The sequence below is a fragment of the Streptomyces sp. NPDC051172 genome (genome assembly GCF_040682555.1).
Taxonomy (GTDB): Bacteria; Actinomycetota; Actinomycetes; order Streptomycetales; family Streptomycetaceae; genus Streptomyces.
In genome coordinates this window covers 62,976-88,978 of sequence record NZ_JBFBBE010000034.1, presented here as the reverse complement: position 1 = coordinate 88,978, position 26,003 = coordinate 62,976, and the positions used below count along the sequence as shown (strand labels likewise).

The window sequence follows — 26,003 nt, the reverse complement described above, 5'->3', positions numbered from 1 at the left end:
GGGGGGGGGCGGGGGGGGGCCACGCCCCCCCCCCCGGGGGCCCGGGCGCCGCCCCCCCCCCCCCCGGGCCCCCCCCCCCCGTAACGGGGGTACCGGGGGGGGCCCCACGGCGCCACGGGCTGCGGAGGCCTTGGCAAAGCCCCGATCTCGCCCAGCAGTGACCCTGTATGTCCCTGTCTGACAGCGTTTGGGTGCTTACGGGGTGTGATTCGGACCACGCAGATTGGGCGTAACACTCGGGGAAACAGCGCGATGACCTAAGAGGTGACAGCCGAGGAGGGAATACGGACGCCGTTTGCGGCGCTGTGCATCTTCCCGGTCCCGCCCGCGCCGTCGGCCCAATCCCCAAGCCGGCGGTCGGCTCCTGTCCGTCCTGGACGGGGCCGGAAGCCGTTTTCCAACGTTCCGAGAGGTTGTTCGTGTCGGCCAGCACATCCCGTACGCTCCCGCCGGAGATCGCCGAGTCCGTCTCTGTCATGGCTCTGATTGAGCGGGGAAAGGCTGAGGGGCAGATCGCCGGCGACGATGTGCGTCGGGCCTTCGAAGCTGACCAGATTCCGGCCACTCAGTGGAAGAACGTACTGCGCAGCCTCAACCAGATCCTCGAGGAAGAGGGTGTGACGCTGATGGTCAGTGCCGCGGAGCCCAAGCGCACCCGAAAGAGCGTCGCAGCGAAGAGTCCGGCCAAGCGCACCGCCACCAAGACGGTCGCGGCGAAGACGGTGACCGCCAAGAAGGCCACCGCCACCGCCACCCCCGAGGCGCCCGCCGCCGACACGCCCGTCGAGGACGACGCCAAGCAGATCGCTGCGAAGAGGGCGGTCGCCAAGAAGGCGGCGCCCGCCAAGAAGACCGTCGCCAAGAAGGCGGCGGCCAAGAAGACCAGCGCCAAGAAGGACGACGCCGAGGTCCTTGAGGAGGAGGTGCTCGAGGACACCCCCAAGGGCGCCGACGAGCCCGAGGGCGCCGAGAGCGCGGGCTTCGTGCTCTCCGACGAGGACGAGGACGACGCGCCGGCGCAGCAGGTCGCCGCGGCCGGCGCCACCGCCGACCCGGTCAAGGACTACCTCAAGCAGATCGGCAAGGTCCCCCTGCTCAACGCCGAGCAGGAGGTCGAGCTCGCCAAGCGCATCGAGGCTGGCCTGTTCGCCGAGGACAAGCTGGCCAACGCCGACAAGCTCGCCCCCAAGCTCAAGCGCGAGCTGGAGATCATCGCCGAGGACGGCCGCCGCGCCAAGAACCACCTCCTGGAGGCCAACCTCCGTCTGGTGGTCTCCCTGGCCAAGCGCTACACCGGCCGCGGCATGCTCTTCCTGGACCTCATCCAGGAGGGCAACCTCGGTCTGATCCGCGCGGTCGAGAAGTTCGACTACACCAAGGGCTACAAGTTCTCCACGTACGCCACCTGGTGGATCCGTCAGGCGATCACCCGCGCCATGGCCGACCAGGCCCGCACCATCCGTATCCCGGTGCACATGGTCGAGGTCATCAACAAGCTCGCGCGCGTGCAGCGCCAGATGCTCCAGGACCTGGGCCGCGAGCCCACCCCGGAGGAGCTGGCCAAGGAACTCGACATGACCCCCGAGAAGGTCATCGAGGTCCAGAAGTACGGCCGCGAGCCCATCTCCCTGCACACCCCTCTGGGCGAGGACGGCGACAGCGAGTTCGGTGACCTCATCGAGGACTCCGAGGCGGTCGTTCCGGCCGACGCGGTCAGCTTCACGCTTCTGCAGGAGCAGCTGCACTCCGTCCTCGACACCCTGTCCGAGCGCGAGGCGGGCGTCGTCTCGATGCGCTTCGGTCTCACCGACGGTCAGCCGAAGACCCTCGACGAGATCGGCAAGGTGTACGGCGTCACGCGCGAGCGCATCCGCCAGATCGAGTCCAAGACCATGTCGAAGCTGCGCCACCCGTCGCGTTCGCAGGTGCTGCGCGACTACCTCGACTAGGCGACATCGAAGGCCCGGTTCTCCCGCGTGGGGAACCGGGCCTTTCGTGCTGTCCCGCAGGTGCGCGGTGTGACCGGCTGGATCACTCTGGGTCTCCCACGACGATCCCAGAGTGAGGAGCTCGTATGCGCCGTCCCTTTGTCCGGGCGCTGACCCGGCCGCTGGCCCTGGTGGCCGCGGCGACCGCAATACCGCTGCTTTCCACTGCCCCCGTGGCCGCCGACAGCGTTGTCATAGGGAGTTTCCCGATCGATGTGTCCGAGAGCCCTTGGACGGTGGCGCTCTCCAGCCGTGACCGGTTCGGGGGTACGCGTGCGGGGCAGTTCTGCGGCGGTGTGGCCATCAGCCGTACGACCGTGCTCACCGCGGCCCACTGCATGGGCGAGGACGTCCTGGGGGCGCCGCCGGAGCGCGTCCACGACCTCAAGGTCATCGCGAACCGTACTGACCTGCTTTCGGACCGCGGCCGGGAGATCTCGGTACGTGACGTCCAGGTGAGTCCGACGTTCGACAGCGACAACAACGCCGAGGACTTCGCCGTGCTCACCCTCACCACACCGCTGCCGCGCAGGTCCGTCATCGCAATGGCGGCCGCCGGCGATCCTGCGTACAAGCCGGGCACCAGTGCGACCGTCTCCGGGTGGGGCGATCTCACCGGTGGTGGCGACTACGCACACAGTCTGCGGGCGACACGCGTGCACGTGCTGCCCGACGCCCGGTGCGAGGAGGCGTATCCGGGCAGCACCGACGGCACGTACCAGGCCAAGAGCATGTTGTGCGCCGGGGAGGCCGGAGGCGGCCACGACGCCTGCCAGGGGGACAGCGGTGGGCCCCTTGTCGCCCAGGGGAAGCTCATCGGGCTCGTGTCCTGGGGCAGTGGCTGCGGTCGTGCGGGCAGTCCCGGCGTCTATACGCGCGTCTCCGAGGCCCTACGTGGGATGGGCCGGCGGAGCGGTGGCAGGACCCACTGACGGTGTCCGGGCGGCATTCGGGGGACGAGCGCGGGCGGCGCGGTCCCTGAAGCAGGGGCCGCGCCGCCCGTACCGGTCTGTGCCGGAGCTGGCTCGTCGTATGTGCGAGGTATCAGCGCTCTTCTTCGGAGGCGGATGCCGGAGCGGACGTCAGCCGCTCCGTCTCGTCCTGTATCTCAGCGGCGATCTTCTTGAGTTCCGGCTCGAACTTGCGGCCGTGGTGGGCGCAGAAGAGCAGTTCTCCGCCGCTGAGCAGGACAACGCGCACGTAGGCCTGCGCGCCACAGCGGTCGCAGCGATCGGCGGCCGTCAGTGGGCTCGCGGGGGTCAGAACAGTAGTCACGTCGCCTCTTCTCTAGCTCGACGAGCTGTCGTACCAGGGTCAACATCCAACCAGCCCTAAAACGTTCCCGCCCCGGGCTTTTCCTCGAAAAAATCTTTCGAGGCCGGCTGTCTGCTGCCGGTTGGCGGCGAATGTGCCGTATTGCGTGTCTGTGTGTCGTACGGGTTCGCGCGGTCTGTCAATGTCTGGTCCTCCCGGCTGGCTTGCCGGTTGTTCATGAGGACGTGCCCGGAGCCTAAATGGTTCATGCCTCGAAGGGAACGTGATATGTACTTCACTCCATCGAGGGATCGAACGTGTATGCGACTCTGGACTAGTCTTAACTCCAGACGAGGGTGGCGTTACAACGGCTCTACCAGGCCTCGGTACCCTCTTGACGGCGACCGAAGCCGGGTCCTTACCCACCAGGGCCCCACCTGAAATTCAGCGAGGAGCGAACCGCGTGACCGCCGAGACGTCCGTGCCGTCCACAGCGCTGCTGGCAGGAGCAGACCGGGACGGTTCCAACTACACCGCGCGGCACCTGCTCGTCCTCGAGGGGCTCGAGGCCGTGCGCAAGCGCCCGGGCATGTACATCGGGTCCACCGACAGCCGCGGTCTGATGCACTGCCTGTGGGAGATCATCGACAACTCCGTCGACGAGGCCCTCGGGGGCTACTGCGACCACATCGAGGTGATCCTCCACGACGACGGCTCGGTGGAGGTCCGGGACAACGGCCGGGGCATCCCGGTCGACGTCGAGCCCAAGACCGGTCTCTCCGGCGTCGAGGTCGTCATGACCAAGCTGCACGCCGGCGGCAAGTTCGGCGGCGGCTCCTACGCGGCCTCCGGCGGTCTGCACGGTGTGGGCGCCTCCGTGGTGAACGCCCTGTCGGCCCGCCTGGACGTCGAGGTGGACCGCGGCGGCCACACCCACGCGATCAGCTTCCGCCGCGGCGTGCCGGGTGCCTTCGCCGCGAACGGCCCCGACGCCAAGTTCGAGGCCACCAGCGGGCTGCGCAAGGCCAAGCGGATCCCCAAGACCCGCAGCGGCACGCGCGTGCGTTACTGGGCCGACCGCCAGATCTTCCTCAAGGACGCCAAGCTCTCCCTGGACAACCTGCACCAGCGCGCCCGTCAGACGGCGTTCCTGGTACCCGGCCTGACCATCGTCGTCCGTGACGAGTTCGGGCTCGGCGAGGGCGGCAGCAAGGGTGAGGAGTCCTTCCGCTTCGACGGCGGCATCAGCGAGTTCTGCGAGTACCTGGCGAGCGACAAGCCGGTCAACGACGTCCTCCGCTTCTCCGGCCAGGGCACCTTCAAGGAAACGGTCCCGGTCCTGGACGACCACGGCCAGATGACGCCCACCGAGGTCACCCGCGAACTCGGCGTGGACGTCGCCATGCGCTGGGGCACCGGCTACGACACCACCCTGAAGTCGTTCGTCAACATCATCGCCACCCCCAAGGGAGGCACCCACGTCGCCGGCTTCGAGCAGGCGGTCACCAAGACGATGAACGAGGTGCTGCGCGCGAAGAAGCTGCTGCGCGTCGCCGAGGACGACATCGTCAAGGACGACGCCCTCGAAGGCCTCACCGCGGTGGTCACCGTCCGCCTCGCCGAGCCGCAGTTCGAGGGCCAGACCAAGGAGGTCCTCGGCACCTCGGCGGCCCGCCGCATCGTGAACACCGTGATCTCCAAGGAACTCAAGGCGTTCCTGACCTCCACGAAGCGGGATGCCGCCGCGCAGGCCCGCGTGGTCATGGAGAAGGCCGTCGCCGCCGCCCGAACGCGCATCGCGGCCCGCCAGCACAAGGACGCGCAGCGCCGGAAGACGGCTCTGGAGTCCTCGTCGCTGCCCGCGAAGCTCGCCGACTGCCGCAGTGACGACGTGGACCGCAGCGAGCTGTTCATCGTCGAGGGGGACTCCGCGCTCGGCACCGCCAAGCTCGCGCGCAACTCCGAGTTCCAGGCGCTGCTGCCGATCCGCGGCAAGATCCTCAATGTCCAGAAGTCGTCCGTGACCGACATGCTCAAGAACGCCGAGTGCGGCGCGATCATCCAGGTCATAGGAGCCGGCTCGGGCCGGACGTTCGACATCGACGCGGCCCGCTACGGCAAGATCATCATGATGACCGACGCCGATGTGGACGGTTCGCACATCCGCACCCTGCTGCTGACGCTCTTCCACCGGTACATGCGGCCCATGGTCGAGGCCGGCCGGGTCTTCGCCGCGGTGCCGCCGCTGCACCGCATCGAGATCGTCCAGCCGAAGAAGGGCCAGGACAAGTACGTCTACACGTACTCGGACCGTGAACTGCGCGACAAGCTGCTGGATTTCCAGAGCAAGGGGATCCGCTACAAGGACTCCATCCAGCGGTACAAGGGCCTCGGCGAGATGGACGCCGACCAACTGGCCGAGACCACCATGGACCCGCGTCACCGCACCCTGCGGCGGATCAACCTCTCCGACCTGGACTCCGCAGAGACGGTCTTCGATCTGCTGATGGGCAACGACGTGGCACCGCGCAAGGAGTTCATCTCCAGCTCGGCGGCGACGCTGGACCGGTCGCGCATCGACGCGTAGCCGCTGCGCCCGGCCAGTGTCGGGGTCGGGCTCGGCGGTGGCTGTCGGAGCGGTCGTGGGTCGGCTCCACCCGTGGGTGGAGTCGGCAGCGGTGTGCGGATCCACCCACGATCCACCCCTGCTCCGATCTGCTGACCTGCGAACTTCCGTAGCGTCGAAGGCGTCGACAGCACTCGCTGCCGACTCCCCTCTTCGCTCACGGAGGCTCAGATGCCCGGGCTCGTCAACGCGCTGGCGATCGCGGCTGTCGTCGTTCTCGTAGTCGTGCGGCAGTTTCGCGCGCAGCAGATCGGCTCGGGCAGGCGCTGGTGGCTGCTGCCGGTGGTCCTCGCCTTCGTGGCCCTGCGTGAACCCGGTGTCCTCGGCGCCCACCACCGCACGGAGTCGGTCGTCCTGCTGGGCGCCGAGTTGCTCGTCGGCCTCGCCACCGGGGCCGGATGGGCCTGGACGACCCGAATATGGGCGGAGCCGGACGGCACCGTGTGGAGCAAGAGCACCAAGGCGAGCGTGATGGTTTGGATCATCGGTATCGCCCTGCGTGTCGGCCTCTTCGCGCTCGGCGCGCTCTTCGGAATCCATCAGAACAGCTCCGCCCTGCTCGTAGCCCTCGCGGCCACTCTCCTGGTCCGCTCCGGGATCCTGGTCTGGCGGGCGCAGTCCGTGGCTCCGACGCACGGTGGGGGCACGGCGTACGGTGACCCCATGGTCCGCCCGGCGCGGAAGGAGCGCGTGTGACGCAGAACGCCTGGATGCGCTGGCCCTCGCGGGAGGCGCTCGGGCGGGCGGGCATCTCGCGACCTCGGCGCATGCTCGCCTGGGCCGTGAGATTGTTCGCCCTCGCCATCCTGCTGTGGGGCGCCTTCAACAGCAGCCGGGTCCACGGCTGGGTGACGGTCGTGGGTGGCCTCGGTGTGGTCGTGGCCGGAGTACTCGCCTGGGCCCTGTACCGGACCACGTTCCAGCACAGGCTCTGGCCCTCCCTCGCCATCCTGCTTGTGCTCCTGGGGCTGGCCGTCGGGGCCCAGGCCCTGGGCTTCCGGGGGCCGGCCCTCGTCCTGTGGTGCGGCTGCGCCGTCACCGCGCTGGAACGGCTGCCGCTGGCGGCCGCTCTGCCGACGGCGTCCGTGGCCCTCGCGTCCTACGCCGCGGTCAACAACGACGTGTTGCTGACCACGGCGGCCACGACGGCGGGCCTGGCCCTGGCCGGCTACGTCCTGCGCCTCGACGCCGAAGCTCGGGGCAGCGCCCAGCGCCTGCTGGCCCAGGAGCGTGCCGCCCGGGCCGCGGAGGCGGAGTCGGCGGCGCTCGCGGAGCGGGCCCGGATCGCACGGGAGATCCATGACGTGCTGGCGCACAGCCTCTCGGCCCAACTCGTGCACCTCGAGGCGGCCCGGCTGCTCATCGAGCGGGGTGCCGGCCGGGACCAGATCCTGGAGCGGGTGGTGGCGGCAAGGGGGATGGCCCGTGACGGACTCGACGAGACGCGGCAGGCGCTCTCGGCGCTGCGCGGGGAGCTGACTCCGCTGGAGGACTTCCTCTCGCAGCTCGTCGGTACGTCGGCCGGTGCCGAGGTCACCATTACGGGTGAGCGCAGGCAACTGCCCGCAGAGGCGTCGCAGGCCGTGCGCAGGGTCGCGCAGGAAGCCCTGACGAACGTGCGCAAGCACGCGCCGGGCGCCAAGGTGTGGCTGCGGCTGGACTACAGCGACCATCAAGTGACGCTGGATGTACGGGACTCCGGTGGTACGCCGGGCGAACTCGCCGGGGCGGGCGCCGGGTACGGTCTGCTGGGCATGCGAGAGCGCGCCGAGCTGTTGGGCGGCTCGCTGGAGGCCGGGCCGGACGAGAAGGGGTTCGCGGTGACACTGAAGGTGCCCGTATGACGGAAGGGGCGGGGCAGCGGCCCGCGCGCGTGGTGGTCGCGGACGACCAGACCGTAGTGCGTGAGGGCATCGTGATGCTGCTGGGCCTGTTGCCCGGAGTCGAGGTCGTGGGGGCCGCGGGGGACGGGGACGAGGCGGTGCAACTCGTGGCGGAACTCGCCCCGGACGTGGTGCTGATGGACCTGCGCATGCCGCGCTGCGACGGAGTGGAAGCGACCCGGCGTATTCGCGCGGAGTACCCCGGGACGCAGGTCGTGGTGCTCACGACGTACGCGGATGACGAGTCCCTGTTCCCCGCGTTGCGGGCCGGGGCACGGGGCTATCTCACCAAGGACGCGGGCGGGGACGAGATCGTACGGGCCGTGCACAGCGTGCTGTCCGGGGACGCCGGGCTGTCGCCGAGCATCCAACGGCGGCTGCTGGAGCGGCTTTCCGGCCCGGAGCCGCAGCCGCCGGCTGTGGCGGAAGCGCCGGACGGGCTGACCGCGCGGGAGACCGAGGTGCTGCTGCTGATCGCCGACGGCCTCAGCAACCAGGAGATCGCCCGCAAGCTGCATGTCTCCACCGCGACCGTGAAGACTCACATCAACAACCTCTTCGCCAAGACGGGACTCAAGGACCGTGCCCAGGCGGTGCGTTACGCGTATGCAAAGGGGCTCGCGCGGCCACCGGCGGGATGAGTCACCTGATGGGGTGAAGAGCGCGGAGAAGCAGAGTCGGGGATCTATCCGTTCTGTCCATCCTTGGGCATGCAGTCAAGCAATGGCCGTCCCTGCGGAGGCGGAGGTGGCGCCGATGGTTCGGCCGGGCACCGCGATCACAACTCGTCTTCTGCAGAGGCTTCCGAAGGTGCGAGGTACGACGACCCGTGGTACGACGCGCTTGCCTCTGGATGGGGCGAGTCGGACGGCGTCGGAGGTGCCGTACCCGAGGCCGAGCCTGCAAGCCGGCCGAGCGAGGACGAGAGGGCCGCTGCGGCCGACGTGTATCTCGAGGTGCAGCGCAGCGCGGCGTTCCAGGAAGTGCGCAGCAGATACCTCAGGTTCGTCGTGCCGGGAGTCGCTGTCTTCCTCGTCTGGTATGTGGCATACCTCGTGACCGCCACCACCGTGCCCGAGCTGATGGCGCATCCCGTGGCCGGCGCCATGAACGTGGCGATGCTCGCCGGGCTCGGGCAGTTCCTCAGCACTTTCCTGTTCGCGTGGGCCTACGCCCGGCATGCGCGGCTGCGCCGGGACCGGGCCGCACTCGAACTGCGCTGGAACACGCAGGAGTTGACGCGCGGAGCCCGGGGTGGTGCGTTGTGACGGGCGGCCATCAGACGCTTGCGCTGTTTCTGTTCAGCGTGTTCGTCGCCATCACGCTGGCGATCACGACCTGGGTGAGCCGCAACCGGCAGGGCTCGGCGGAGGAGTTCTACGCGGGAGGGCGTCTTTTCTCACCCATGGAGAATGGTTTTGCCATCGCGGGCGACTACATGTCGGCCGCTTCCTTCCTGGGCGTCACAGGTCTCATCGCGCTGTTCGGATACGACGGACTGCTGTACGTGGTCGGCTTCCTCGTCGCCTGGCTGGTGGTGCTCTTCCTCGTCGCCGAACTCGTGCGCAACTGCGGGCGGTTCACGCTCGCCGACGTGGTCGCCGCACGCATGAGCGAGCGACCCGTGCGGATCGCGGCGGGAGCTTCCTCGGTCACCGTGTCCGTCCTGTATCTGGTGGCGCAGATGGTGGGGGCGGGCAGCCTGGTCGCGCTGCTGCTCGGGGACACGAGTACGGCGGCGCGCGCCTGGACCGTCATCGGTGTCGGCGCGCTCATGGTGATCTATGTGTCGCTGGGAGGGATGCGGGCCACCACCTGGATCCAGATCGTCAAGGCGGTGCTGCTGCTCGCCGGTACGGTCGCGTTGACCGTGCTTGTCCTGCTGCGGTTCCATGGTGACGTCGACCGGCTGCTGCTGACGGCGGCCGCGCGCAGTGGTCACGGCGATGCGTTCCTCGCCCCGGGGCTGAAGTACGGCGGGGACTGGACCGCCCGCTTGGACTTCATCAGCCTGGGGCTCGCCCTGGTGCTGGGCACGGCAGGGCTGCCGCACATTCTGTCCCGCTTCTACACGGTGCCCACCGCCCGGGCCGCGCGGTGCTCGGCGCTCTGGTCGATCGGGCTCATCGGCGGCTTCTACCTGATGACGATCGTCCTCGGTTTCGGGGCTGCCGCGATCGTGGGACCGGATGCGGTAAGACAGTCGAACGCGGCCGGGAACACAGCCGTCCCGCTCCTGGCGCTCGCCCTGGGCGGCGGCGCGAACTCCACCGCAGGAACGGTTCTTTTCGCGGTCGTCGCCGCCGTCGCCTTCGCCACGATCCTTGCGGTGGTCGCCGGGATCACGCTCGCCTCCTCGGCGTCCGTGGCCCACGACCTGTACGCGTCACTGCGGCGCAGCCGTGTCGAGCCGCGCAGCGAAGTGGCCGTCGCGCGCGTCGCCTCGGTCGGCATCGGCGTGGTCGCGATCGCCCTCGGCCTGCTGGCCCGTGACCTCAATGTCGCCTTCCTGGTGGGCCTCGCCTTCGCAGTCGCCGCGTCCGCGAACCTTCCGGTGCTGCTCTACTCGCTGTTCTGGCGGGGCTTCACCACCCGCGGTGCCGTGTGGGCCGTGTACGGCGGGCTGGTCCCCGCACTCGCCCTGGTCGTGCTGTCGCCCGTGGTCTCGGGCAGTCCGGAGTCGCTGTTCCCGGCCGTCGACTTCCAGTACTTCCCGCTCCAGAACCCCGGTCTGGTGTCGATCCCGATGGGCTTCCTCGCGGGCTGGCTCGGTACGGTCACCTCCGACGAGGTCCCCGACGAGGCCAAGCATGCGGAGACCGAGGTGCGGGCACTGACGGGGGCGGGGGCCGCGTAGGAAGCGCCGCCCGCACCGTCGTAGGACACATGCCTGTACATCTGCCGAACCGTCGTACGGCGCACAGCGCGGACTTCGGGCTACGGCGTCACCCACGCGTACCGGTGTTCCGGGCGCCCCGTGTCGCCGTACTTGAGGGAGAGGCGGAGGCGGCCGGCCTGTTCGAGGTGGCGGAGGTAGCGCTGGGCGGTGGAACGGCTCAGACCGGTCTCGGCGGCCACCTCGTGGGCCGAGAGCGGGTGTTCGGCGTGGTGCAGGACCCGGCAGATCAGGTCGGTCGTCGGTTCCGAGTGACCGCTGGGCAGGCCCGGTGACGACGGCACCGGCGTGGTGCGCAGGGCGCCGAAGATCCGGTCCACCTGCTCCTGGCCCGCGATGCCGCGGCCGCCGACGCGGTCGACGGTGCGGCGCAGCGCGGCGTACGAGTCGAGGCGGGTGCGCAGGGCGGCGAAGGTGAACGGCTTGACCAGATAGTGCAGCGCGCCGAGGCGCATCGCGGCCTGCACGGTCGCCACGTCGCCCGCCGCGGTGATCATGATGACGTCCGCGCCGAGGCCCTGTTCCCGCATGCGGTGCACGAGTTCGAGGCCCGTCTGGTCGGGCAGGTAGTGGTCGAGCAGGACCAGGTCGATGGTCCCGCGCTGCACGCCGGCCAGCGCCTGGGCAGCGCTGTGTGCGCGGGCGGCGACCCGGAAGCCGGGAACCTTTCCCACGTACTTGGCGTTGATCTCGGCAACGCGGAAGTCGTCGTCCACGACCAGGACGTCAATCATCGGGCCTCTTTCTGTCCAGGCCTGACGAGCGTTAAGCCCGTGTTTCGGCTCCGCTGTTGTAGCGCGCGCAAAACGAGCACAACAGGCTGTTGCAAGCAAAAGAACGGCATGCGCTCACAAGGCTGCTGCTGTGGCTCGGGCCACATCTACCGTCCCCGGCCATGAGCGCAGACACCAGCCCCGCCATCCAGCTACGGGGCGCGAGCAAGATCTTCAGGACCCCGTCGGGGGGTCTGCACACGGCCGTCAGGGAGCTGGACCTCACGGTCGGGCGTGGCGAGTTCGTGGCGGTCGTCGGCCCCACGGGGTGCGGCAAGTCGACCACGTTGACCCTGGTCAGCGGGTTGGAGGAGCCCACCGAGGGCGAGGTTCTGGTTGCCGGGGAGCCGGTTCGCGGCGTCGGCGACAAGGTCGGTTTCGTCTTCCAGCAGGACGCCACCTTCCCCTGGCGCACCGTGCTGTCGAATGTCATGGCGGGTCCGCGTTTTCGTGGTGTGCCCAAGTCGGAGGCGAAGGAGAAGGCGCGTGAGTGGCTGGCCCGGGTCGGGCTCGCCGCCTTCGAGGACCGCTACCCGCACCAGCTCTCCGGCGGCCAGCGCAAGCGTGTCGCCCTTGCCGCGACCTTCGTCAACGATCCCGAAATTCTGCTGATGGACGAGCCGTTCTCGGCGCTCGACGTGCAGACCAGGGCGCTGATGTCGGACGAGCTGCTCGAACTGTGGGAGGGCACGGGAGCCTCCGTGGTCTTCGTCACACACGACCTGGAGGAGTCGATCGCACTGGCCGACAAGGTCGTCGTCATGACGGCAGGACCGGCCACCGTGAAGCAGGTCTTCGACATCGACCTGCCGCGGCCGCGCAAGGTCGAGTCGGTGCGCCTGGAGCCGCGGTTCATCGAGATCTACCGCGAGATCTGGGAGTCCCTCGGCGAAGAGGTCCGCATCACCCGTGAGAGGGGTGCCGCCCATGTCGCCTGACGTCATGCCCGAGGCACAGGTCGCGCTGACCATGACCGAGCCCGGCAACAGGACGGACCGTGCGCAGTCACGCGCGCGTGCCGCCCGTAGACGCAAGATCGTCGTCACGGTCACCCGCGTACTTCTCCTGGTCGCCGTGCTCGGCCTGTGGGAGCTGCTCGCCCGGACCGAGGCCATCGACCCGTTCAACTTCTCGATGCCCTCGAAGGTGTGGGACCAGATCTACACCTGGGTGACGCACGGGACCGCCATCGGGTCCCTGGGCGAGCAGATCTGGTACACGCTGTACGAGGCGCTGCTCGGCTGGGTCCTCGGTGTGATCGCCGGTGTCCTGTTCGGCATCACCCTCGGGCGGATCACCTTCCTCGCCGATGTCCTTGGTCCATACATCAAGGTGCTCAACTCGATACCCAGGATCGTCCTTGCTCCGATCTTCATGATCTGGTTCGGGCTCGGTCCCGCCTCCAAGGTCGCGTCGGCGGTCGTCCTGGTCTTCTTCCCCGTCTTCTTCAACGCTTTCCAGGGTGCTCGCGAGGTCGACCGCAACCTTGTCTCGAACGCCCGGATCCTCGGTGCGAGCGACCGCAGAGTGACGCTTCAGGTGGTCGTCCCGTCCGCCACCTCGTGGATCTTCACCAGCCTCCACGTCAGCTTCGGCTTCGCCCTCATCGGCGCCATCGTCGGCGAGTACATCGGCGCGACCAAGGGCGTCGGCCTGCTCATCTCGCAGTCGCAGGGGACTTTCAATACGGCCGGCGTGTACGCGGCGATGGTCATCCTCGCCGTCGTCGCACTCGCTGCCGAGGGGCTGCTGACCTTCGCCGAGCGCCGCATCTTCCGGTGGAAGCCGTCGGGTTCCGACAGCTGAACACCCTCACAAGCCACCCCCCGTCTTTCCCGCACCGCCCTCTCAGAAGGACGTGAACCCTCATGCGCAAGTCCGCCGGATACACCACCCTGGCCGCCGTCGGCCTGCTCATCCTCTCCTCGCTCACCGCTTGTGCCAACGACGCGGCCGGCACCGCCTCCACCAGCAAGGGCGACGGCAAGGGCACGAAGGTCAAGATCATGGTCGGTGGCCTCGACAAGGTCATCTACCTGCCCGCGATGCTCACGCAGCGGCTCGGCTACTTCGACGCGGAGGGCCTCGACGTGGAGATGCTGAGCGAGCCCGCCGGTGTCCAGGCCGAGACAGCGCTCGTCTCCGGTCAGGTCCAGGGGGCCGTCGGCTTCTACGACCACACCCTCGACCTGCAGACCAAGGGCAAGTCGGTGGAGTCCGTGGTGCAGTTCTCGCACGCGCCCGGAGAGGTGGAGATCGTCTCCAGCAAGGCGGCGGGAGACATCAAGTCGCCCAAGGACTTCAAGGGCAAGAAGCTCGGCATCACCGGTCTCGGCTCGTCGACCGACTTCCTCACCAAGTACCTCGCCGTCAAGAACGGGGTGAACGTCAGCGACTTCACGCCGGTCGCCGTCGGCGCGGGTCCGACCTTCATCTCGGCGCTCCAGAAGGGCGCCATCGACGGCGGCATGACGACCGACCCGACCGTCGCCACCATCCTCGACAAGAAGGCGGGCAAGGTCCTCCTCGACATGCGGACGCCGGAGGGTTCCCAGGAGGCGCTCGGCGGCCCGTACCCGTCGTCAAGCCTGTACATGCAGACGGACTGGGTCAACAGTCACAAGGACACCGTCCAGAAGTTGGCCAATGCATTCGTCAAGACGCTCAAGTGGATGTCCACCCACAGCGCGATGCAGATCGCCGACAAGATGCCGGCCGACTACTCGCAGGGCAACAAGATCCTTTACGCGGCAGCCATCGAGAGCACGCTGCCGATGTTCACCAAGGACGGCGCCATGCCCAAGGACGGCCCCGAGACCGTCGAGAAGGTCCTCAAGGCGTTCAACCCCAACGTCAAGAACGCCAAGGTCGATCTGAGCAAGACGTTCACCACCGAGTTCGTGGAGCAGGCCGCGGGCTGAATCCGTATGTAGGAAAGGGCACGGCTCCTTCCCCCGTCCCCACCGGCCGTGCCCTCAGGCGCGGGTCGCCCACACGTAACGGTGTTCAGGGCGGCCCGCGTCGCCGTATTTCAGGGTGAGCCGGGCCCGTCCCGTGCGCTCCAGGAGCTTCAGATAGCGTTGGGCGGTCTGGCGGCTCACTCCCGTCCGGTCGGCGATCTCCTGGGCCGACAGCGGCCCTTCGGCGCTCATCAGGGACTGACGTACGAGTTCCGCGGTGGTGGGGGAGTGGCCCTTGGGCAGCCCCGGCTCCGAAGAGGCCGACAGGGCGCCGAAGATGCGGTCCACCTCGGCCTGCTCCGCCTCGCCGCCGCCGTCGAGCGTGCGGCGCAGCTCCGCGTACGCCTCCAGCTTGGCGCGCAGGCCCGCGAAGGCGAACGGCTTGACCAGGTACTGCAGCGCGCCGTGCCGCATCGCGGCCTGCACGGTCGACACGTCACGGGCCGCCGTCACCATGATCACGTCGGTCTGGTGGCCGCGTCGGCGCATCTCCTGGACGACCGCGATACCCGTGTCGTCGGGCAGGTAGTGGTCCATGAGGACCAGGTCGAGGCGGGGCAGCGTCTCCAGCTGACGGAGCGCCTCGGCGGCGCTGTGCGCCTCGCCGGCCACGTGGAAGCCCGGCACCTTCTCGACGTAGGCGGCGTTGACCTGGGCGACCCTGGTGTCGTCGTCCACGACCAGGACCTCGATCATCGCGACTCCTCCTTGACGGTCGTGTCCGCGGTTGCCGTGAGGGCCGGATCCGGCGCCGGCTCGGTCAGTGCTTCCGGCAGGACGACAGTGAACTCCGCCCCGCCACCGTCCGCTTCGCCCACCGTCGCGCTGCCGCCCTGCCGCTCCGCGAGCCTGCGCACCATGGACAGGCCGATGCCGCGCTTGCGGTGTGCGGGCGGCTCCTTCGTGGACCACCCGTCAGTGAAGATCAGCTCGTGCTGTTCCGCCGGGATTCCGGGCCCGGTGTCGCGCACTCTGAGGACGGCGGTACGCCCTTCGGTGCGCAACTCGACCTCCACGCGTGCGTGGAGGGTGCCGGCGACCGCGTCGAGCGCGTTGTCCACCAGGTTCCCGACGATCGTGACGAGCCCCCTGGGGTCGATCAGCCGGTCCGGGAGCCGTGTCCGGTCCGAGACCCACAGGGCGACACCGCGCTCGGCCGCAACGGTCGCCTTGCCGACCAGCAGAGCGGCGATCAGCGGGTCCTGAATCTTCTCGGTGACCTGTTCGGCCGTGACCCGGTGGTCTCCGACCACTTCTCCGACGAACTCCACGGCATCGTCGTACATCTCCAGTTCGAGCAGCCCCAGGAGCGTGTGCATACGGTTGGCGTGCTCGTGGTCCTGGGCGCGCAGGGCGTCGATCAGGCCGCGCGTCGAGTCCAGTTCCCGGCCGAGCTGCTCCAGCTCGGTCCGGTCGCGCAGGGTGGCCACGGCGCCGTCGTCGTCGGTGGGCATGCGGTTGGCGACCAGGACGCGCTGGCCGCGCACGGTGAGCAGGTCGGTGCCCGTCACCCGGCCGGCCAGGATGTCGGCCGTACGTCCCTCGCCGAGCGCCTCGTCCGGGGACCGGCCGACGGCCTCCGCATCGATGCTCAGCAGCCGGTGCGCCTCGTCGTTCAGGAGGCGTATCCGACCGGCCCGGTCCAGGGCGACGACGCCCTCCCGGATGCCGTGCAGCATCGCCTCGCGCTCCGCGAGCAGCGCCGAGATGTCGGAGAAGGCCAGGTCACGGGTCTGCCGCTGGACCCGCCGCGAGATCAGCCAGGCGGCCAGCGCACCGACGGCCAGTGCGCCGCCGGCGTAGGCGAGCAGTTCGGGGATCGCGCCGATGAGGTCGGCCCGCACGCTGTCGTACTTGATACCGACCGAGACCGCCCCGATGATCTTGCCGTGGGCGTCCCGCAGGGGCACTTTGCCGCGGGCCGAGCGGCCCAGGGTGCCGCTGTCGATCTCCATGACCTCTTTGCCGGCCAGGGCGTCGCGGGGGTCGGTGGAGACAATGTTGCCTATCTCCGATGCCGTGGGGTGCGACCAGCGCACCTTGTTCCGGTCCAGCACCACGATGTACTCGGCATGTGTGGCTCGCCGGATCCGCTCGGCCTCCTTCTGTACCGGGCCGTCCCTGGTCGGCGGGGTGTGCAGGACCCCCTCGGCGATCTGCGGGTTCTGCGCAGCGGTCTCGGCTATGGCGAGCGCCTGACGCATCGCCTCCTCGTCGAGCTGCTTGCTCAGCGGAGCCAGGAAAAGTCCGGTCGCGAGCACCGCGACCCCCGCCGCGATCGCCACCTGCATCAGCAGCACTTGCGAGAACACCCGCTTCGGCAGACCGAGGCGCAGGCGGCGGGCGGGGGGAGTGGGGCTCATAGCCACGACGGTACGTGGACGTCGCGGGGCTGCCGTAGGAGGTGTGGCATGCATCTCTTGATCAATGCTGAGCCAAGTGGCCGAAGCATTGATCGGCCCGGTCAACTGGCGAGCGCTGTCATGCTCAGCTCGTGCACCGTCAAGACCTCCATCCACGCAGGCGAACCGAGAATCGACGTCCCACAGCTCTCCGGGCGGGGCGGCAGGGCCGATCCCTGGGCCACCTCGACACGCCACCTGCGTCCGTCCGCGTGAGCGACGGTCACCTGCCAGCGCGGCGCGGCTCCGTCCGTTCGTACGACGCTCAGGGCATCCGCGGAGTACTCGCGCGCGGCGGTGCGCACGGCCAGCTCGGCCGCCTGACCGGGCCGCTCCCAGGCGGAGCGCCCGCGGCAGCCCTCCACGGGGATCCGTCCTTCCTGGACGCCGTGCAGGACCTCCTTGACCGCGTGGGCCTCGGCGCGGCCGTACGCGTACCCGTGCGGAAGGACGAGCAGCGTGGGCGAGAAGCGATGGCCACCCAGATGAGTGACCTCCCAGACGCCCTCCACCTCGGAGGCGAGCTCGGCCGCGAGCGGGCGGCCGAGCAACGCACAGCAGCGGTCGCGCTTGCCGTTCGTGCAGACGAGGGCGAGCGGGCCACCGGCGTGCGGTCGGGCATCGAGCGCCGAGTCGAAGGTGTGGTGCGCGCCCCTGCCGAGCGCGGCGAAGTCGAGGTCGAGCAGAGCCCGCGGATCGCGGACCGTGGCGGACTGCAGCCATGCGTTGCCGGGCGCGGTATGGGCCGCGTACACCTGCCGCGTGGTGGGAGTACCGCAGTCGGCGTGCCGTCCCGGGCGGCGGATCAGGGCGACACGTACGCCCGTGCCCTTCGCGGCCGCCTCCAGGGCGCGGCCGAGTGCCGGATCGAGGTGGCTCGAAGTGAGCGCCTTGGCGCCCCAGGGGCCCGGCTGCTCCAGCAGCAGCCAGGTCCTCGCGGTGGCCGCGGTTCCCGAAAGGGGCTCGTCGAGCTCCCGGGCGACGGTTGAGCACGTACTCACAGAGGTGAGCCTAACCTGACTTGGCTCACCGCGACTTCCGGCCGCGTCCGTGTCCTGCGCCGAAGGGAGCGATCCTGCTACGGCAGCGGCTGGGGTGGCTTCGGGCCGACGTAGTGTCCGCTGGGCCGCATGCGCAGCGGGCGTTCCCCGTACTCCTCGAGCGCATGGGCGATCCAGCCCGCCGTGCGCGCCACGGCGAAGATGGTCTCGCCCGCGGTGGAGGGCATGCCCGAGGACGTGGTGAGCACGGCCAGGGCCAGGTCGACATTGGCGTGCAGCGGAGTGTGGCGGGCGGTGGTGGCGACGATGTCGCGGGCCGCGGCCAGGGCGGGGGCGGCGCGGGGGATCTCCTCCAGGAGGCCGAACAGGACACGCGCGCGTGGGTCCTCGCCGGGATAGAGCCGGTGGCCGAGCCCCGGGATGCGGCGGCCCGCCCGCAGCTCCTCCGCGATGACGGGGGCCGCATTGCCCTCGTCGAGTACGTCGTGCAGCAGCCGGTGGGCGAGGCCGCTGGCCGCTCCGTGCAGGGGGCCTTCCAGCACTCCGAGCCCGGCGGAGACGGCGGCGTAGGCGTGGGCGCGGGCCGAGGCGGCGACGCGCACTGCGAGCGTCGAGGCGGCGAGGTCGTGGTCGACGAGGAGGGCGAGCGCCGTGTCCAGCACGCGCAGCGAGGCCTCGTCGGGGTCGACTCCGGTCAGCCGTGCCCACAGGCGGTGCGCCAGCGGGCCCTCGTCACGGTGGCCGCGCCGCGCCGGCGGCAGGGCCGCGACCAGGGTGGGGATGAGCGTGCGCGCGGTGCCGAGGACGGCGTCCTCGGAGAGGTCGAAGCGCAGCGGGTCCGCCACCGCGGCGGCGATCGCCGCAACCCGCAGCCGGTCGGTCGGTCCGGTGTGTTCGGGCAGCGTGTCGACGGCGCGGCGGGCCAGGGCGACGGGGGCCTCGGGTGCGGTGAACACCATGCCGGGGTGCAGCCGGCCGGTCCACAGCCACTCGGCGACCTCTTCGTAGGAGTGGTGCGTGGCCAGTTCGGTGGCGTCGACGCCGCGGAAGAAGTACCGGTCCGCCTCGATGAGGGTGATGCGCGTGCGCACGGAGAGTTCGCCGCCCGATGGTGAACTCCCGCTGCTCTCCCGTCTGTTGCGCCGGGCGAGTGCCTCCACCTCCTTGACCTCGAAGGTGCTGCCCCGGCCGCCGGGCACGCGTCGGCTGCTGAGCTGGCCGCGGCTCACGTACGCGTACACGGTCTCGGGCTTCACGCCCAGCAGTTCGGCGGCTTCCTTGGTGGTCAGCCGGCGTGCGGCGTGACCGGTGGAGGGGTCTTGATCGCGCATGGGGCCACCGTATCTGCATCACGACATATGGATCCAAAGCATTGATCCAATCAATATTGACAGGGTATTAGTCAAGCATTGAGAGTTGAATCAAGTCCAGGGAGGAATCATGTCCGTCAACAGGTCAGCAGTCGCCACCGTCGATGTGCCCCGCGGGCTCGCCGGTGTCGTCGTCACCGACACCGAGATCGGGGACGTCCGGGGGCTCGAGGGCTTCTACCACTACCGCCAGTACTCGGCCGTCGAACTCGCGCAGACCCGCGGCTTCGAGGACGTCTGGCATCTCCTGGTCCACGGCGAACTGCCGGACGAGGCGCAACGCGCGGCGTTCATCTCCGAAACGGCCGCCCTGCGGCGGCTGCCCGACGAGGTGCGGGCGGCCCTGCCCGCCATTGCGGCGGCGAGCGGGCGGTCGGGCCCGCTGGCCGGTATGCGTACCGCGCTGTCGCTGCTCGGTGCGGCGAAGGGCTTCCGGCCGGTGTACGACACCGACGCGGCCGCCCGCCGTCAGGACGCCCTCGTGGCGGCTGCGGCCGTGCCGACCCTGCTCACGGCGCTGCACCGGCTGGGCAGCGGTCTCGAACCCGTGGAGCCCCGGGACGAGCTCTCCTATGCGGCCAACTACCTCTACATGCTGACGGGTTCGGTGCCGGAAGCGAAGCGGGCCCGGGCAGTCGAGCAGTACTTGATCTCAACCATTGATCACGGCTTCAATGCATCAACCTTCACGGCGCGGGTCATCGCCTCGACGGGAGCGGACGTTGCCGCGAGCCTCGTCGGAGCCGTGGGGGCGCTCTCCGGTCCGCTGCACGGTGGTGCGCCCAGCCGTGCGCTGGACACTCTGGACGCGATCGGTACTCCGGACCGCATCGACCCCTGGATCCGTGAACGCGTCCTCGCCGGCGACCGCATCATGGGCTTCGGCCACCCTGTGTACCGTACCGAGGACCCTCGTTCCCGGATGCTCCGCGAGGTGGCTCAGACCTTCGGTGGCCCGCGCGTGGAGTTCGCCGTGGAGGTCGAGCGTCACGTCGAGAGCATCCTGGCGGAACTGAAGCCGGGCCGCGAACTCCACACGAACGTCGAGTTCTACGCGGGCGTGGTCATGGAACTGTGCGGTCTGCCCCGCGAGATGTTCACCCCGACGTTCGCGGCGGCGCGGGTGGTCGGCTGGAGCGCGAACATCCTGGAACAGGCGGAGGACTCGAAGATCATCCGGCCGGTGGCGCGGTATGTGGGGGCGGAGGCGCCGGTGGCGGTGCCGGGGTGACCCCGCAGGGAGGGTTCGGCAGCACGAGCTGAAGCCGAACCCGATGATGTGACGTCGGCCGCACATGCGACTGCGCCGGACGGCCCTTGCCGGCGTCAGTTGAGAGGAATGTCCTTGCGGGCTCGGATCAGCGTCTCCCGGCTGATGACCACAATGCGTTCGTGGTCGGCCCTGGAGGCGTCGGCAGGGAGCTCGGCTTCCAGTTCTGCCGTGGCTTCCGTTCCGATGACGGCGTAGTTGCCGTCGCTGAGTTCGAAGATGTCGGGGCAGGTCTGTCCCGATGCGCTGCCGCGCGCAAGGGGAGAGTCGCCGATCCGCCGTACGATTGCCACCATTGTCCAGGCCTTTCAGACAGGGACCTTGAGGCGATGACCTCGAGGCCATGGTGTTGCCGCCCACGGATGCCCTGCCGTGCAGGGTGGCAGGGCACCGGGGAGGTCGAAGTGCAAACGAGTACAGGCTGACTGAACGATCCGGTGTGCGGAGAGAATGACCCCGTGGGCTATGCGTCGGGGATGTCAGCCTTGGCGTGAATGAGAGTCTCGCGGGTGACCACGACAATGCGTTCGTAGTCGGCTCTGGAGGCGTCGGCGGGGAGCTGGGCGTCGAGTTCGTCGGTGATGTCCGTGCCGATGACAGCGAACCTTCCGTCGGAGAGCTCGAAGATATCGGGGCAATTGGCACCTGTCGCGCTTCCTCGGGCGCTCGGCGGTGTACCAATCCGACGGATGATCTGGCTCACTGTTCTGGTGTTCCTTTTTGGTCTCGAGCTGGGTGCGCACTGGTGCAGCGCGGCGCGATTCGGCCCGGTGGGGCCGCGGTCTCGACAACCGGGCGGCGTGGATGGAGGTTGGGCGGGGATCGACCCGTTTCGCAGGATGCGCAGTAGTCAACCTTGTTGGCATCTGAGGAAACGCGGCGGTTTACTGGTTTGTTACCGCCCAACCGTGTGATGCGCTCAGGAGGGTGGCTCGCAGGGACGTCGTTTCACGCCGCGAGCGCGGGAAACGGCTGCACCTACTCGGTCGGCGGCTCTCCGACCACCCACCACTCGTCGATGTCCGTTTCCTCCAACTGGACGAGAAGCTCGTCAACCATGCGGCCGAGTTTGGCTTCTTCGGAAGTGCCGACCAGTGTCGCCCGATGAGGACGGGTTGCGTACCAATACTCGCGGAATATGGGATTTTGGAGCATGCTCCGCGCGAAGCCGAAGAACTCTTCGCGCGTCATGTTGCCCATGCGGTAGTAGCAGAGCGCATTGGTGTACAGGGCGTTGGCGAAGAGGAACTGCCGCTGCTTCCTGGGTGGAACGGTCCCGTTGTAGGCGTCCAGTACCTCGGCCAGGTCCGGATCGTCCATGGCCTTGCTCAGCAGCTCCCAGTGCAGGCGCTGCTGGTGGGCGAAGTTGGTCTGGCGCTGTGTGTGAGCGGCTTGTTCCAGGTGCTCGATCCGTGTGCGCAAGGCATGGAGAGCGGGTCGCTGTGTGGCCAGGGTGAAGGCGGCGCCTGCCGCCAGGCCTACGCCTGCGGACGCGACGGCCCTCAGCCCCCGAAGCCCAAATTTCCGTGTGGCCATGTCAACCCCCGAGTCAGGCGGCCGTTCCGCCGGTCGTCGGGGTGCGGGTCGACTGATGGGGACCGGCGAGCGGTGGGCGGCGCTTGCCGTCTCCCAGGGTGCCGAGCGGCTCTGGTCGGCAGGGAGGCGGAGAGGAGGCGCACGGAGGGAAGCGAGGGTCGCACGCCCCGGCGCCTTGCCCAACGTCTGCCCCGCAAGTGCTGCTAACAATCGTTCACTTCGCAGTGATTATTCCGGCTCGTATCCTGGTCCGGCATTCAATCCTCGTGTGTGCGCCGGGATCGCGATCCGGTGCACGCGTCGGTGTAAGAGAGGTCGCACGTTGAGTCAGCCGAGCCACAGCCTGCGGCAGATCCCGGTCGTCGTACTCGCCGGATTCCTGGGCTCCGGCAAGACCACCCTCCTCAATCACCTCCTCCACCGCAGCGGTGGCAGCCGTATCGGTGCCGTCGTCAATGACTTCGGTGCCATCGAGATCGACGCCATGGCCGTGGCCGGAGCGCTCGGCGATTCCACCGTCTCGCTCGGAAACGGCTGTCTGTGCTGTGCCGTGGACGTCAGCGAGCTCGACCTCTATCTGGAGCGGCTCGCGCGGCCCTCCGCGAGCATCGACGTCATCGTGATCGAGGCCAGCGGACTCGCCGAACCCCAGGAACTCGTGCGCATGGTGCTCGCCAGTGAGCAACCGGGGATCGTGTACGGCGGGCTCGTCGAGGTCGTCGACGCCGCCGAGTTCGACGACACGCGCGTGAAGCACCCCGAGATCGACCGGCACCTGGCCCTCGCCGACCTCGTCGTCGTCAACAAGCTCGACCGGGCACCCGACGCAGCGTGCGTCCTCGGGCTCGTCCGCTCCCTCGCCGACCGCGCAGCCGTCGTCCCGGCCACCTATGGCCGCATCGATCCCGAGTTCCTCTTCGACTGCAGGCCCGGCGAGGAGCGCATCGGGCAGCTGTCCTTCGACGACCTGCACGAACACGGCAAGCACGGGGAATCCGGCGAGCACGGCCACGCCGATCACCTGCACACGGCCTACGACAGTCTGTCCTTCAGCTCCGAAGTGCCCCTGGACCCACGCCGGTTGATGGAGTTCCTCGACAGCAGGCCCGAGGGGCTGTACCGGATCAAGGGGTACGTCGACTTCGGGGCGTACGACGCCCACAACCGTTACGCCGTGCACGCGGTGGGGCGTTTCCTCCGGTTCTACCCGGAGCCCTGGACGCCGGGCGATGCCCGCCTCACCCAGCTGGTCCTCATCGGCTCGGGCATCGACGCGTCCGCCCTCGGCAAGGAACTCGAGGCGTGCAACAGCGACGCCCCGCACACCGCCGACGAGCACGGTATGTGGGGCGTCCTGCGCTACGTACAGGATCCGGAAGAGGACCTCGTGGAGCCGCCGGCCTAGACGGGGCCCGCCACCACCGCCACCGTCTTCGCCAGGGACACGCCCGAGCCGTCGCGGCGCGGGTCGAGCTCCGGGAGGTCGGCCGGCGTGCCGTTCTTCTGCGCCGCCTTGGCCGGGACGGGGCCCGCCCAGGCCAGGGACAGGCAGTCCTCGCCCTTCAGGAACCGCTGGCAGCGCACACCGCCGGTGGCGCGGCCCTTGCGCGGGTACTGGTCGAACGGGGTCAGCTTGGCCGTCGTCTGGACCGAGTCGTCGAGCGTGCCGCGCGAGCCCGCGACCGTGAAAACGACCGCATCCGCCGCCGGGTCCACCGCCGTGAAGGAGATGACCTTCGCGCCCTCGGTGAGCTTGATGCCCGCCATACCGCCCGCCGGACGGCCCTGGGGGCGGACCTGTGAGGCCTGGTAGCGCAGCAGCTGCGCGTCGTCCGTGATGAAGACCAGGTCCTCCTCGCCGGTGCGCAGCTCGACCGCGCCGACGATCCGGTCGCCGTCCTTGAGTGTGATGACCTCCAACTCCTCCTTGTTGGACGGGTAGTCGGGGACCACACGCTTGACGACGCCCTGTTCGGTGCCGAGGGCGAGACCGGGGGAGGACTCGTCCAGCGTGGTCAGGCAGACCACCGTCTCGCCGTCCTCCAGGGAGAGGAACTCCGACAGAGGCGCCCCGCCGGAGAGGTTCGGCGCCGACGCCGTGTCCGGCAGCTGGGGAAGGTCGACGACGTTGATCCGCAGGAGGCGGCCGGAGGAGGTCACCGCGCCGATCTCGCCGCGTGCCGTCGCCGGGACCGCCGACACGATCACGTCGTGCTTGGTGCGCCGGGCGTCGGCGTCCTCCGGGAAGGGCTCGCCGTTCGACGTGCGGGCCAGCAGGCCAGTGGAGGACAGCAGCACCCGGCACGGGTCGTCCGCGACCTGCAGCGGTACGGCGGCCGCCGGGGCGCCCGAGGCCTCCAGCAGGACCGTACGCCGCTCGGTGCCGAACTTCTTGGCCACCGCGGCCAGTTCGGAGGAGACCAGCTTGCGCAGCTCCGCGTCCGACTCCAGGATCCGGGTCAGCTCCGCGATCTCCGCGTTCAGCTTCTCCTTCTCCGACTCCAGCTCGATGCGGTCGTACTTGGTGAGACGGCGCAGCGGCGTGTCGAGGATGTACTGGGTCTGGATCTCCGAGAGCGAGAAGCGCTCCATCAGGCGCTCCTTCGCCTGCGCGCTGTTCTCGCTGGAGCGGATCAGCCTGATGACCTCGTCGATGTCGACGAGAGCCGTCAGCAGGCCCTCCACCAGGTGCAGCCGGTCGCGGCGCTTGGTGCGGCGGAACTCGCTGCGGCGGCGCACGACCTCGAAGCGGTGGTCGAGGTAGACCTCCAGGAGCTCCTTGAGGCCCAGGGTGAGCGGCTGGCCGTCCACCAGTGCGACGTTGTTGATGCCGAAGGACTCCTCCATCGGCGTCAGCTTGTACAGCTGCTCCAGGACGGCCTCCGGCACGAAGCCGTTCTTGATCTCGATGACCAGGCGCAGGCCGTGCGCGCGGTCGGTGAGGTCCTTGACGTCGGCGATGCCCTGGATCTTCTTGGAGCCGACCAGGTCCTTGATCTTGGCGATGACCTTCTCGGGACCGACCGTGAAGGGCAGTTCGGTGATGACCAGGCCCTTGCGGCGGGCGGTGACGGTCTCGATCTCGACCGTGGCACGGATCTTGAAGGTGCCGCGGCCCGTCTCGTACGCGTCCCGGATGCCGGCGAGGCCCACGATGCGGCCGCCGGTGGGCAGGTCCGGGCCGGGAACGTGCTTCATCAGGGTGTCGAGGTCCGCGGCGGGGTAGCGGATCAGGTGCCGGGCGGCCGCGACGACCTCGGCGAGGTTGTGCGGCGGCATGTTCGTCGCCATGCCGACCGCGATGCCCGACGAGCCGTTCACCAGCAGGTTCGGGAAGGCCGCGGGCAGGGCGACCGGCTCCTGCTCCTGGCCGTCGTAGTTGGGCGCGAAGTCGACCGTGTCCTCGTCGATCGACTCCGTCATCAGGCTCGTCGCCTGGGCCTGGCGGCACTCGGTGTACCGCATGGCGGCCGGCGGGTCGTCGTTGCCCAGGGACCCGAAGTTGCCGTGGCCGTCGACGAGCGGCACGCGCATGGAGAAGGGCTGGGCCATGCGCACCAGGGCGTCGTAGATCGACGCGTCACCGTGCGGGTGCAGCTTGCCCATGACCTCGCCGACCACGCGCGCGCACTTCACATAGCCGCGGTCGGGGCGCAGTCCCATCTCGTTCATCTGGTAGACGATGCGGCGGTGGACCGGCTTGAGACCGTCGCGGGCGTCGGGCAGGGCTCGGGAGTAGATGACCGAGTACGCGTACTCGAGGAAGGAGCCCTGCATCTCGTCGACGACGTCGATGTCGAGGATGCGCTCCTCGAACGAGTCGTCGGGCGGCGGGGTCTTCGTGCTGCGGCGGGCCATCGCTGCCGGCTCCTCTTTTCTGGCTGCTCGCGCTGAAGCGTGAACGGGTTCTGACGCGACCATTGTGGACCGCGGCACTGACAACGCGGACGAGGACCTGGCGTCGAAGTAGGTTCCCGGCGTGGCGGAAGGCTACGCGATCCGCTGTGGGCGTATGTCGTGCGGGAACTTCGCCGACGATCTGCA

23 protein-coding genes are annotated in these 26,003 nt (G+C 69.1%); 13 read left to right on the top strand and 10 right to left on the bottom strand.

Annotation, left to right across the window (positions count from 1 at the left end; all coding sequences use genetic code 11):
* Positions 1-419: 419 nt before the first annotated feature.
* On the top strand, positions 420-1,949 hold the full coding sequence (locus AB0N07_RS21905) for an RNA polymerase sigma factor (RefSeq protein ID WP_365837447.1): 1,530 nt from the start codon (positions 420-422) through the stop codon (positions 1,947-1,949).
* Between the two features lie 125 nt (positions 1,950-2,074).
* A complete protein-coding gene (locus AB0N07_RS21900) occupies positions 2,075-2,920 on the top strand; it encodes a serine protease (protein ID WP_365837445.1) in 846 nt (281 codons plus the stop codon).
* A gap of 112 nt (positions 2,921-3,032) precedes the next feature.
* On the opposite strand, the gene AB0N07_RS21895 is transcribed toward AB0N07_RS21900, so the two are convergent.
* Positions 3,033-3,263: a hypothetical protein gene (locus AB0N07_RS21895; RefSeq protein WP_266961483.1), complete on the bottom strand. Its 231-nt coding sequence runs from the start codon at positions 3,261-3,263 to the stop codon at positions 3,033-3,035.
* A 442-nt stretch (positions 3,264-3,705) separates the two neighbouring features.
* Between AB0N07_RS21895 and AB0N07_RS21890 the strand changes: the two genes are divergently transcribed.
* From AB0N07_RS21890 to AB0N07_RS21865, 6 genes are all read left to right on the top strand, one after another.
* Complete coding sequence (locus AB0N07_RS21890; RefSeq protein WP_365837442.1) at positions 3,706-5,829, top strand: DNA topoisomerase IV subunit B; 2,124 nt, start codon at positions 3,706-3,708, stop codon at positions 5,827-5,829.
* 210 nt (positions 5,830-6,039) lie between these two features.
* Entirely contained in the window at positions 6,040-6,564 is a 525-nt protein-coding gene (locus tag AB0N07_RS21885; protein WP_365837440.1) for a DUF1453 domain-containing protein, read from the top strand.
* The gene (locus tag AB0N07_RS21880) at positions 6,561-7,712 is read left to right on the top strand and encodes a histidine kinase (RefSeq protein ID WP_365837438.1); all 1,152 of its coding nucleotides are present in this window, start codon (positions 6,561-6,563) and stop codon (positions 7,710-7,712) included. The genes AB0N07_RS21885 and AB0N07_RS21880 overlap by 4 nt, the downstream gene beginning before the upstream one ends.
* On the top strand, positions 7,709-8,392 hold the full coding sequence (locus tag AB0N07_RS21875; RefSeq protein ID WP_365837436.1) for a response regulator transcription factor: 684 nt from the start codon (positions 7,709-7,711) through the stop codon (positions 8,390-8,392). The genes AB0N07_RS21880 and AB0N07_RS21875 overlap by 4 nt, the downstream gene beginning before the upstream one ends.
* 69 nt (positions 8,393-8,461) lie before the next feature.
* Positions 8,462-9,019, top strand: coding sequence for a DUF485 domain-containing protein (locus AB0N07_RS21870; RefSeq protein WP_365837434.1), 558 nt, complete (start codon positions 8,462-8,464; stop codon positions 9,017-9,019).
* Positions 9,016-10,608, top strand: coding sequence for a cation acetate symporter (locus AB0N07_RS21865; protein ID WP_365837432.1), 1,593 nt, complete (start codon positions 9,016-9,018; stop codon positions 10,606-10,608). Before AB0N07_RS21870 ends, AB0N07_RS21865 begins: the two co-directional genes overlap by 4 nt.
* 80 nt (positions 10,609-10,688) lie before the next feature.
* Here AB0N07_RS21865 and AB0N07_RS21860 read toward each other — a convergent pair whose 3' ends face one another.
* Positions 10,689-11,381, bottom strand: coding sequence for a response regulator (locus AB0N07_RS21860; RefSeq protein ID WP_365837430.1), 693 nt, complete (start codon positions 11,379-11,381; stop codon positions 10,689-10,691).
* 161 nt (positions 11,382-11,542) lie between these two features.
* On the opposite strand from AB0N07_RS21860, the gene AB0N07_RS21855 reads away from it, so the two are divergent.
* The 3 genes from AB0N07_RS21855 to AB0N07_RS21845 all read left to right on the top strand — a co-directional run bounded on the left by AB0N07_RS21855 (position 11,543) and on the right by AB0N07_RS21845 (position 14,341).
* Positions 11,543-12,358 carry an ABC transporter ATP-binding protein gene (locus AB0N07_RS21855; protein WP_365837428.1) on the top strand — a complete coding sequence of 272 codons (816 nt, stop codon included), beginning with the start codon at positions 11,543-11,545 and terminating at the stop codon, positions 12,356-12,358.
* A complete protein-coding gene (locus AB0N07_RS21850; RefSeq protein WP_365837426.1) occupies positions 12,348-13,226 on the top strand; it encodes an ABC transporter permease in 879 nt (292 codons plus the stop codon). Before AB0N07_RS21855 ends, AB0N07_RS21850 begins: the two co-directional genes overlap by 11 nt.
* A 62-nt stretch (positions 13,227-13,288) precedes the next feature.
* On the top strand, positions 13,289-14,341 hold the full coding sequence (locus tag AB0N07_RS21845; RefSeq protein WP_365837424.1) for an ABC transporter substrate-binding protein: 1,053 nt from the start codon (positions 13,289-13,291) through the stop codon (positions 14,339-14,341).
* A 54-nt stretch (positions 14,342-14,395) separates the two neighbouring features.
* Here the strand turns inward: AB0N07_RS21845 and AB0N07_RS21840 are convergent, their stop codons facing one another.
* From AB0N07_RS21840 to AB0N07_RS21825, 4 genes are all read right to left on the bottom strand, one after another.
* Entirely contained in the window at positions 14,396-15,076 is a 681-nt protein-coding gene (locus tag AB0N07_RS21840) for a response regulator (RefSeq protein WP_365837422.1), read from the bottom strand.
* Entirely contained in the window at positions 15,073-16,743 is a 1,671-nt protein-coding gene (locus AB0N07_RS21835) for a sensor histidine kinase (protein WP_365837420.1), read from the bottom strand. Before AB0N07_RS21835 ends, AB0N07_RS21840 begins: the two co-directional genes overlap by 4 nt.
* Before the next feature lie 101 nt (positions 16,744-16,844).
* Positions 16,845-17,783 (bottom strand): sucrase ferredoxin, encoded by a 939-nt coding sequence (locus AB0N07_RS21830; protein WP_365837418.1) that lies wholly within the window; start codon positions 17,781-17,783, stop codon positions 16,845-16,847.
* Positions 17,784-17,860: 77 nt separating this feature from the next.
* Positions 17,861-19,114 carry a citrate synthase gene (locus tag AB0N07_RS21825; protein ID WP_365837416.1) on the bottom strand — a complete coding sequence of 418 codons (1,254 nt, stop codon included), beginning with the start codon at positions 19,112-19,114 and terminating at the stop codon, positions 17,861-17,863.
* Between the two features lie 109 nt (positions 19,115-19,223).
* On the opposite strand from AB0N07_RS21825, the gene AB0N07_RS21820 reads away from it, so the two are divergent.
* The gene (locus AB0N07_RS21820) at positions 19,224-20,384 is read left to right on the top strand and encodes a citrate synthase/methylcitrate synthase (RefSeq protein WP_365837414.1); all 1,161 of its coding nucleotides are present in this window, start codon (positions 19,224-19,226) and stop codon (positions 20,382-20,384) included.
* Positions 20,385-20,479: 95 nt separating this feature from the next.
* Here AB0N07_RS21820 and AB0N07_RS21815 read toward each other — a convergent pair whose 3' ends face one another.
* The 3 genes from AB0N07_RS21815 to AB0N07_RS21805 form a co-directional block, all read right to left on the bottom strand.
* Entirely contained in the window at positions 20,480-20,716 is a 237-nt protein-coding gene (locus AB0N07_RS21815) for a hypothetical protein (protein ID WP_365837451.1), read from the bottom strand.
* 170 nt (positions 20,717-20,886) lie between these two features.
* Entirely contained in the window at positions 20,887-21,126 is a 240-nt protein-coding gene (locus AB0N07_RS21810) for a hypothetical protein (RefSeq protein ID WP_365837412.1), read from the bottom strand.
* A gap of 275 nt (positions 21,127-21,401) precedes the next feature.
* Entirely contained in the window at positions 21,402-21,959 is a 558-nt protein-coding gene (locus tag AB0N07_RS21805; RefSeq protein ID WP_365837410.1) for a DUF6082 family protein, read from the bottom strand.
* Between the two features lie 322 nt (positions 21,960-22,281).
* On the opposite strand from AB0N07_RS21805, the gene AB0N07_RS21800 reads away from it, so the two are divergent.
* Positions 22,282-23,364, top strand: coding sequence for a GTP-binding protein (locus tag AB0N07_RS21800; RefSeq protein WP_365837408.1), 1,083 nt, complete (start codon positions 22,282-22,284; stop codon positions 23,362-23,364).
* Here AB0N07_RS21800 and AB0N07_RS21795 read toward each other — a convergent pair.
* On the bottom strand, positions 23,361-25,817 hold the full coding sequence (locus tag AB0N07_RS21795) for a DNA topoisomerase IV subunit A (protein ID WP_365837406.1): 2,457 nt from the start codon (positions 25,815-25,817) through the stop codon (positions 23,361-23,363). The genes AB0N07_RS21800 and AB0N07_RS21795 overlap by 4 nt on opposite strands.
* Positions 25,818-26,003: the final 186 nt, after the last annotated feature.